Source organism: Nostoc sp. FACHB-133 (genome assembly GCF_014698055.1).
Taxonomy (GTDB): domain Bacteria; phylum Cyanobacteriota; class Cyanobacteriia; order Cyanobacteriales; family Nostocaceae; genus Nostoc.
Genome location: NZ_JACJSH010000132.1, coordinates 1 through 6,348, shown reverse-complemented (window position 1 = coordinate 6,348; position 6,348 = coordinate 1). Strand labels below are relative to the sequence as shown.

The following is a 6,348-nucleotide window of genomic DNA, read 5'->3' as shown; positions in this document are numbered from 1 at the left end:
TGTTAATACTGCTTAAAAAGTATAAATAAATTTATACTACTGGGAAAATGATTTAGTGATCGCTTGTTTTTTACTGGATCTGACGAAACCGCATAGCTCCCTGAACAAACCACCATCTAGACGCAAGAAAGTTATCCCTGTGGCATCTGGTGAACCAAAGCCAGCCACCGACTCTGTAAAGGAAAATACTCTTGAGCAAGATAACCCAGCCTCAGCAACGATTACGGTTACTGCTGTTGAAATAAGAGAGTTGACCGAGGAAGAACAAAGCTTACGCCTACACTTGGAACGCCGTGTGGAGAGAGCATTTTTGGAGGCAGGACAAGCGTTGATGGAGTTGAGGGACAGACGGCTGTATCGTTCCACGCACCGGACTTTTGAGGAGTATTGCCGCGAACGCTTCAATTATAGTCGTGATGCGGCTTACTTGAAGATTTCAGCGACTGTGGTTTATGAGAATCTTCAAAAGTTTTTGCCGACCAATGGTCGGCAAATTCCAATGCCGACCAACGAACGACAACTGCGGTTTTTGGCGAAAGCCGAGTTGGAACCGGCTGTGCAAGCGGATGTCTGGCAGCAGGCAGTAGAGCAAGCTGGCAATAAGATTCCATCTGGTCGCATAGTGACTGGAGTTTAGACTAAAAGCGATATGAGAGAACGCAAATCAAATGGAATTAGAGATTAAAAATATTATCTTGTCAGCCTCAAAGCATCCGCGACCTTTAACAATTCTGTAGTATATCTGCTCCAGATAATAATACAATAATGATAATCATGAAAAGGGTGGGAGAGAAACGAGCGACGCTCGTTTCTCTCCCACCCCCCCCTTATTCGATTATCATTATCAGATAATGAGCAAGAAAAAAGGGGTGTCTGATTGAATACAGTCCCCCTTTTGGCAGAAAGTGAGAAAAGAACTACCTACTCTCACCTGCCAACATGAAAAATGCCAGACTTGAAGAGTTTCGTCAAGTAGCCTACAAATATTTAGGTAGAGCCAAAGATGCCACCTTTGAATTAACAGATGCGATATTGCTGACCCGCAACGTTTATTCCTTAGCAGATTTATCCTTATCACCAGTATTCAGACGCAAGTGGCCAAGTATTTATGAAGCGCTACAAGATAGCAGACCGCAGCGACAGAAATTGATGCAGTTATACATCAAACAGATACCAGTAGAGGGACGACCCTTGTTAGCAGGCGACCACACAAACTGGCCTCGCCCAGATGCAGTAACGCTACAAGAGAGGACTTATGAGCATAGTGGGACATCCATAGCGGGAGATAAACCTATAACCATTGGTCAAGGATACAGTACAATTGCTTGGATACCAGAGGATTCAGGTAGTTGGGCATTACCCTTGAGACATGAGCTGATCACCAGTTGGGAAAATCCGATTGAAAAAGCAGTTTGGCAATTAAAACAGGTATGTGAACATCTGCCCAGCAGACCCATTTCTGTTTGGGATAGTGAATATGGGTGTGCGCCATTTGTCCTAAAGACTACCGATATTCCAGCAGATATTCTAGTCCGGTTGCGTTCAAACCTTTGTTTATGGGGCGAACCTGAAGCTTATAAGGGTTCGGGTCGTCCAAAAAAGCATGGTGCTAAATTTCAACTTAATGAACCCGTAACATGGGGTGAAGTGGCATCTATCTTGGAAGAGAATGATCCGAAATTGGGACGGGTGCGTATTAGCCTGTGGAAAAATTTGCATTTTCGTAAGGCGGCTACACGCCCGATGCTAGTCTTGAGGGTTGAACGTCTCGATGCTCAAGGTAACTTAAGAGTATCCAAACCTTTATGGTTAGCATGGGTCGGAGAACAAATGCCGACCTTAGAAGAAGTTTGGCGATTCTACCTGCGTCGCTTTACTATTGACCACTGGTATCGTTTTTTAAAACAGCGCTTACATTGGACTGTACCAAAGTTGGGTACTCCCAAACAATGTGAGCGATGGAGTGACTTGATGCCTATGATGACTTGGGAGTTATGGTTAGCCCGTGATATTGTTGCTGACAACCCTTTACCCTGGCAGAAACCTCTTGATAAATTGACTCCTGGAAGAGTCGCCCAAGCTATGGGGGGAGTTTTAGCGGCGATTGGTACACCAGCCACTCCACCTAAACCTCGCGGAAAGTCACCGGGTTGGAAATCAGGAAAACCCCGTAGCCGTAAAAACCGATATCCCACTGTTAAAAAACGAGCAACAAAGCCACGCAAAGAACCAGCTATTGCCGTTTAATATCAAAGCTCGTTCATACTTTTAACAAGTCTATTATTAACTCAGCCCTGCTGAGTCCTTTTTTATGGTTTAGTCTAAACTCCAGATAGTGAAAGACGTTGTGGATAGGATACGCGAAAGTCCGAAAGTACCCAATCCTTACCACGTTGGGGAGATATGCGTTCTTCTGCCCAAAGATAATCCAGACTTGAGAGGTAAAGCGGGTTATTGGGGCGTAGTCAGCCATGTTGGAGACTATAGCTGTACAGTTCAAACCTGGGATGGTGACTACACCGTAAAAATCGAACACCTGAAGTTACTGGAATTGCTTGATGAAGATTGCCAATTCATGCAGCAGTTATGTGTGAGATTACGGCAGTTGCATCAAGTGGCGACCCGTGACGAGGCTGTGGATTGGCTGTTGCAGGGGTTGGGGAAACAAGCTAAACCTTATTTATCTTCGTTGCAGGCAAAATTGCTGGCGACTGTGGAACGGGAGTACAAAATCGAGTGGAGGCAACAGAAATGATGGTGCAGCTAGGAAATAATAATTTAATGCAACAAAGTTCACTAAACTCGTTTATTTTCAAACATTTCTCGCCACAATTCAAATTCAGGACAATTGCACCAAAGGGTAACGAACCCATCCAAAAGTTTAGTTTCTGAATTTTTAACTTCCCTCGGGAGAACTTGGATCAAGATAGGAATATCCAAATCACATTTCCAATTTTCTATTTCTTTTTGAATTTGGGCAATAGTGTCTTGATGGAATCCTCGGTCGTTGTTGGAACACTGAACAAGTAAACATCCATTATCAGAATCTTTGACTCGTTTGATCGAGAAATTAATCTGCGTCCACATTGATTGGACTTCATTGAAAATATTAGGCAAACCATAGTGATTGCCTAATATTGCCTTTCGGCGTTTCGATTCACCCATAAGTCCCACTCAGCAATACAAATTTTGACAAGGATGACAAAGAAGATAAGGAATCTTCTAACGATGAGTAAGCTCAATAGCGCTCAGACTAACCCTCTGGGGGTTATTAACTACTAATACTATTGTAACGATAAATCAAGGGTTTCAAGTATTTTTCAGTTGCAAGGATTGGAGATTTTGCTTTCACCGTATCTGTCATCCTTGCAAGCTTTGCTGCTGGTGGCTGTTGAGAGAGAGTACAACCCAATACTTTTCGGGTTTTGGGGGAAAGGGAAAAGGGAAAAGGTTTGAATTTCCCTTTCCCCATTACCCTTTAACCTTTCCACAGACCAAAAGAGAGATTATTGGGTTTAACCGAAAAGTATTGGAGTACAACCTGGTTTGTCAGCAGCAGAAGTGATGAATTTATTGAGTGTCAAAGCAGCTTGAGAGTTCAAAAATTTAAATCAAATCGGGTAGGTGTTAGTAATTGGAGAACTTTTCACCCAAATATTCCGACTGTTATAAAAATCACCACGCTGTTCTAATGTAAACCCACCCAGCAACAATCCTAACCATACTTCTACCATCGGCATTTGCAACATACGTTGCAGCTTAACTAAAGAAATCTCATCTTTGACATTTATCAGATGGTTAGCAATCGCGCTCTGCCATTTTTCCACATCCTCATCTGATGCCAAATTGCGGACATCTTCTAAAGTTGTCACCTCATCAAGCATTGCCAAAACATTCGCTTTTTCAACAGGTGCTGCTACAGAATCACCCTCTTCAGTAGAATGTGAAAATTGGTGTGGGCCATGTGGTTTAAAGGTTTGTGGTGTTTGCGGTTCAATCAAATCATCTAAATCTAGATGCATGGTTGTCCGCACTAGACCAGCAAAGAGATCGGTGCTAACAATTGGCCCCAAAAGACTATTGCGATCGCGGGTATCTTGCAACAGCACTTCGGCACGAGACTTAAGAATATCTGCAATCTGACTGAAGGCAAGCGCTGCGGTTGATAACTGTGCCTCCAAGGGTAATTTTTCAAGCTCGGCATCCAAACAATGCCACATAGCATCAAGAGAAGAAGTTGGTGGAGATTCGGACAACTCATCAAGCACATCCCAGATTGTTAATTGACGATATGTAGTCATCTCTATGATTGTGGATGCAAGGGGCAAGGTCGCACTGGGCAGTAGCTTGAGCTAATCTCAAACATATCCTTATATTGATATAGTGAAACACTGTATTGTTTTGCAAAAGCCTGCAATACCTGATCTGTATAGGTGCGTATTTTACCAGCCGTTAGCCCAAAACAGTGAATTGGTTCTAAGCGGCAAATCGGTTTTTGCCCCAGCCAGAGTTCTGCCGACATAGCGTGTAATGGTTTATCCCCCGGTTCTTTATACAAATACAGCACTGCAAAATATGTTGCTGGTGGTTCGACTGCGATTGCATCAATTTGTGCCGAATCATCTTTACTTTTGTTGCGGTAAAACGAACGGCGATTGTGACAAACCTTCGGATTCCAACAGCCATCACCCTCTGGCCCATGCAGCACCTTAGCCTTAGCTGCGGGTAGTTTGGCGCATAACTGACATTTAGGATCTAACGGCTTGGGCATCGTTTAGTCTATTGATTCCTCCGTAACATACTTCCACACCTATAGCGCGGCTTGGGTATGCGAGTGTGTCACTTTTTGTTGTATCTACTAAAATCTGGTTGCGGATAAAATTGTTCTATACGTTTTTCTACTGTCTTACGTAGTTTTTCTTGACAAATAGGACAGTTCGTAAACATATTGGAAGCATCTGAACAACTAATTGTTTGACCACATAAACTTAATACATGAGCTTGTTCATGCCTTAATTCTGGTACAAAGTGAATAATTTTTTCAGAATTAGACATAGTTTGTATTTCCTTAATTCAACGTACCCTTATAGCCGATGAACATCCTCTACTGTTCTGCCTCCTCACCGATTGCCCGATAATAAGCAGCGATCGCCGCTTCTTGTTCACTCCGTAAAGTATAGCGCCGAAACGCTTTCTCACTTTGATGTCCCGTTAGCTTACGGGCATGGCTGGGGTCAACTCCCAATAGCAATAAATCAGTGGCGTAGGTGTGACGAAAGGAGTGAGGATGTAAATCCTCAATGTGAGCTATTTCACCAATTTTTTCTACAGCGAAGTAAATGCCATAATAACTCAAGCGTTCACCCTTGTATGAAGCATGATGTGAAATCATCAGTGGACTAAGGCTGTTTAACACCTCTCCTTGCTGTTCGCGTAATTGCAAATACTCTGCTAAAACTTCCCGGCTCTCTTTTCGCAGTGGAACCAAGCGTGGTTCATTGGTTTTGGTGTCTGGTAAAAATAGCAGCTTGCCATCAAATGAGCCAACATTTAACTGCACAACTTCCCCAGCCCGCAGTCCATGACTGAGAATGTGGACGAGTGCTGTATCTCGTTGCTTTGTTTCTCCCAATAACTCTAACGCTGACCAAACCTCTTCCATTTCTTCAGGGGTCAAACTTTGGGCTGGTGGCAGTGGCACTTTTTCCAGTTTTATCCCCAGTGTCGGATTAGTAGAAATAATTTCAGGATACGTGTAACACATCCATTTGAAAAAGCTTTTGAGAGCCGCAATTCCTGCATTGATGCTGCTTTTTGAAAGTGGTTTACCAGCATCAGTCAGTATTTCATCTCTTAAGTATTCTTTATATAGCGCAAGGTGACGTGGACGCAGTTCATGATAATGTAGTTCACTCCAAGCCAAAAATCGTTTGAGTTCGCGTTCGTAGAGTTTGCGGCTGTTGAGTGCGAGATTGTTGCTGCGTAAAAACTCTAGCACCTTTACCCACCGGATATCGGTTGGTGGTCTTGTACTAGCCGTGCGCCCAGGGAACGATGCTGTTTCAGCGTTCAGAGGAATGAGTTTAATCGGAGGTAAATTATTTAGTTCAGGGTTATTCACAGTAATTATGCGATCGCCTAGAAGCACAGTGGAAGTAACACCCAAAATTGTATGTGACTTCAGGTAGGATTTGCCCAAGATAGAAGGTAAAAGTTGTCCGTGTTGTCACTTGACACGATCTGTATGTTTGGATATCATTCAACTATATGGTTGAATCAAATGTAGCCCTTGATAAAATTTTTGCTGCTCTGGCTGATGTGACGCGGCGAGACATTCTGAAGCGGGTA

Annotated in this window: 7 protein-coding genes and 1 pseudogene; 3 read left to right on the top strand and 5 right to left on the bottom strand. The window is 43.3% G+C overall.

Annotated features, from left to right (window positions below; genetic code table 11):
• Positions 1-100 precede the first annotated feature (100 nt).
• The 3 genes and pseudogenes from H6G86_RS37445 to H6G86_RS37435 all read left to right on the top strand — a co-directional run.
• Positions 101-634, top strand: a pseudogene (locus tag H6G86_RS37445) (hypothetical protein); the annotation flags it as partial.
• A gap of 305 nt (positions 635-939) precedes the next feature.
• A complete protein-coding gene (locus tag H6G86_RS37440; RefSeq protein ID WP_190938617.1) occupies positions 940-2,247 on the top strand; it encodes an NF041680 family putative transposase in 1,308 nt (435 codons plus the stop codon).
• A 100-nt stretch (positions 2,248-2,347) separates the two neighbouring features.
• Complete coding sequence (locus H6G86_RS37435; RefSeq protein ID WP_242065178.1) at positions 2,348-2,755, top strand: hypothetical protein; 408 nt, start codon at positions 2,348-2,350, stop codon at positions 2,753-2,755.
• A gap of 41 nt (positions 2,756-2,796) precedes the next feature.
• Here the strand turns inward: H6G86_RS37435 and H6G86_RS37430 are convergent, their stop codons facing one another.
• The 5 genes from H6G86_RS37430 to H6G86_RS37410 all read right to left on the bottom strand — a co-directional run bounded on the left by H6G86_RS37430 (position 2,797) and on the right by H6G86_RS37410 (position 6,121).
• Positions 2,797-3,165, bottom strand: coding sequence for a hypothetical protein (locus H6G86_RS37430; RefSeq protein ID WP_190938616.1), 369 nt, complete (start codon positions 3,163-3,165; stop codon positions 2,797-2,799).
• A 446-nt stretch (positions 3,166-3,611) separates the two neighbouring features.
• Positions 3,612-4,301, bottom strand: a complete 690-nt coding sequence (locus tag H6G86_RS37425) for a hypothetical protein (protein ID WP_190938615.1) — start codon at positions 4,299-4,301, stop codon at positions 3,612-3,614.
• A gap of 2 nt (positions 4,302-4,303) precedes the next feature.
• Positions 4,304-4,771, bottom strand: coding sequence for a hypothetical protein (locus H6G86_RS37420; RefSeq protein ID WP_190938614.1), 468 nt, complete (start codon positions 4,769-4,771; stop codon positions 4,304-4,306).
• A gap of 68 nt (positions 4,772-4,839) precedes the next feature.
• Positions 4,840-5,055, bottom strand: coding sequence for a hypothetical protein (locus tag H6G86_RS37415; protein WP_190938613.1), 216 nt, complete (start codon positions 5,053-5,055; stop codon positions 4,840-4,842).
• 49 nt (positions 5,056-5,104) lie between these two features.
• On the bottom strand, positions 5,105-6,121 hold the full coding sequence (locus H6G86_RS37410) for a tyrosine-type recombinase/integrase (protein ID WP_190938618.1): 1,017 nt from the start codon (positions 6,119-6,121) through the stop codon (positions 5,105-5,107).
• Positions 6,122-6,348 lie beyond the last annotated feature (227 nt).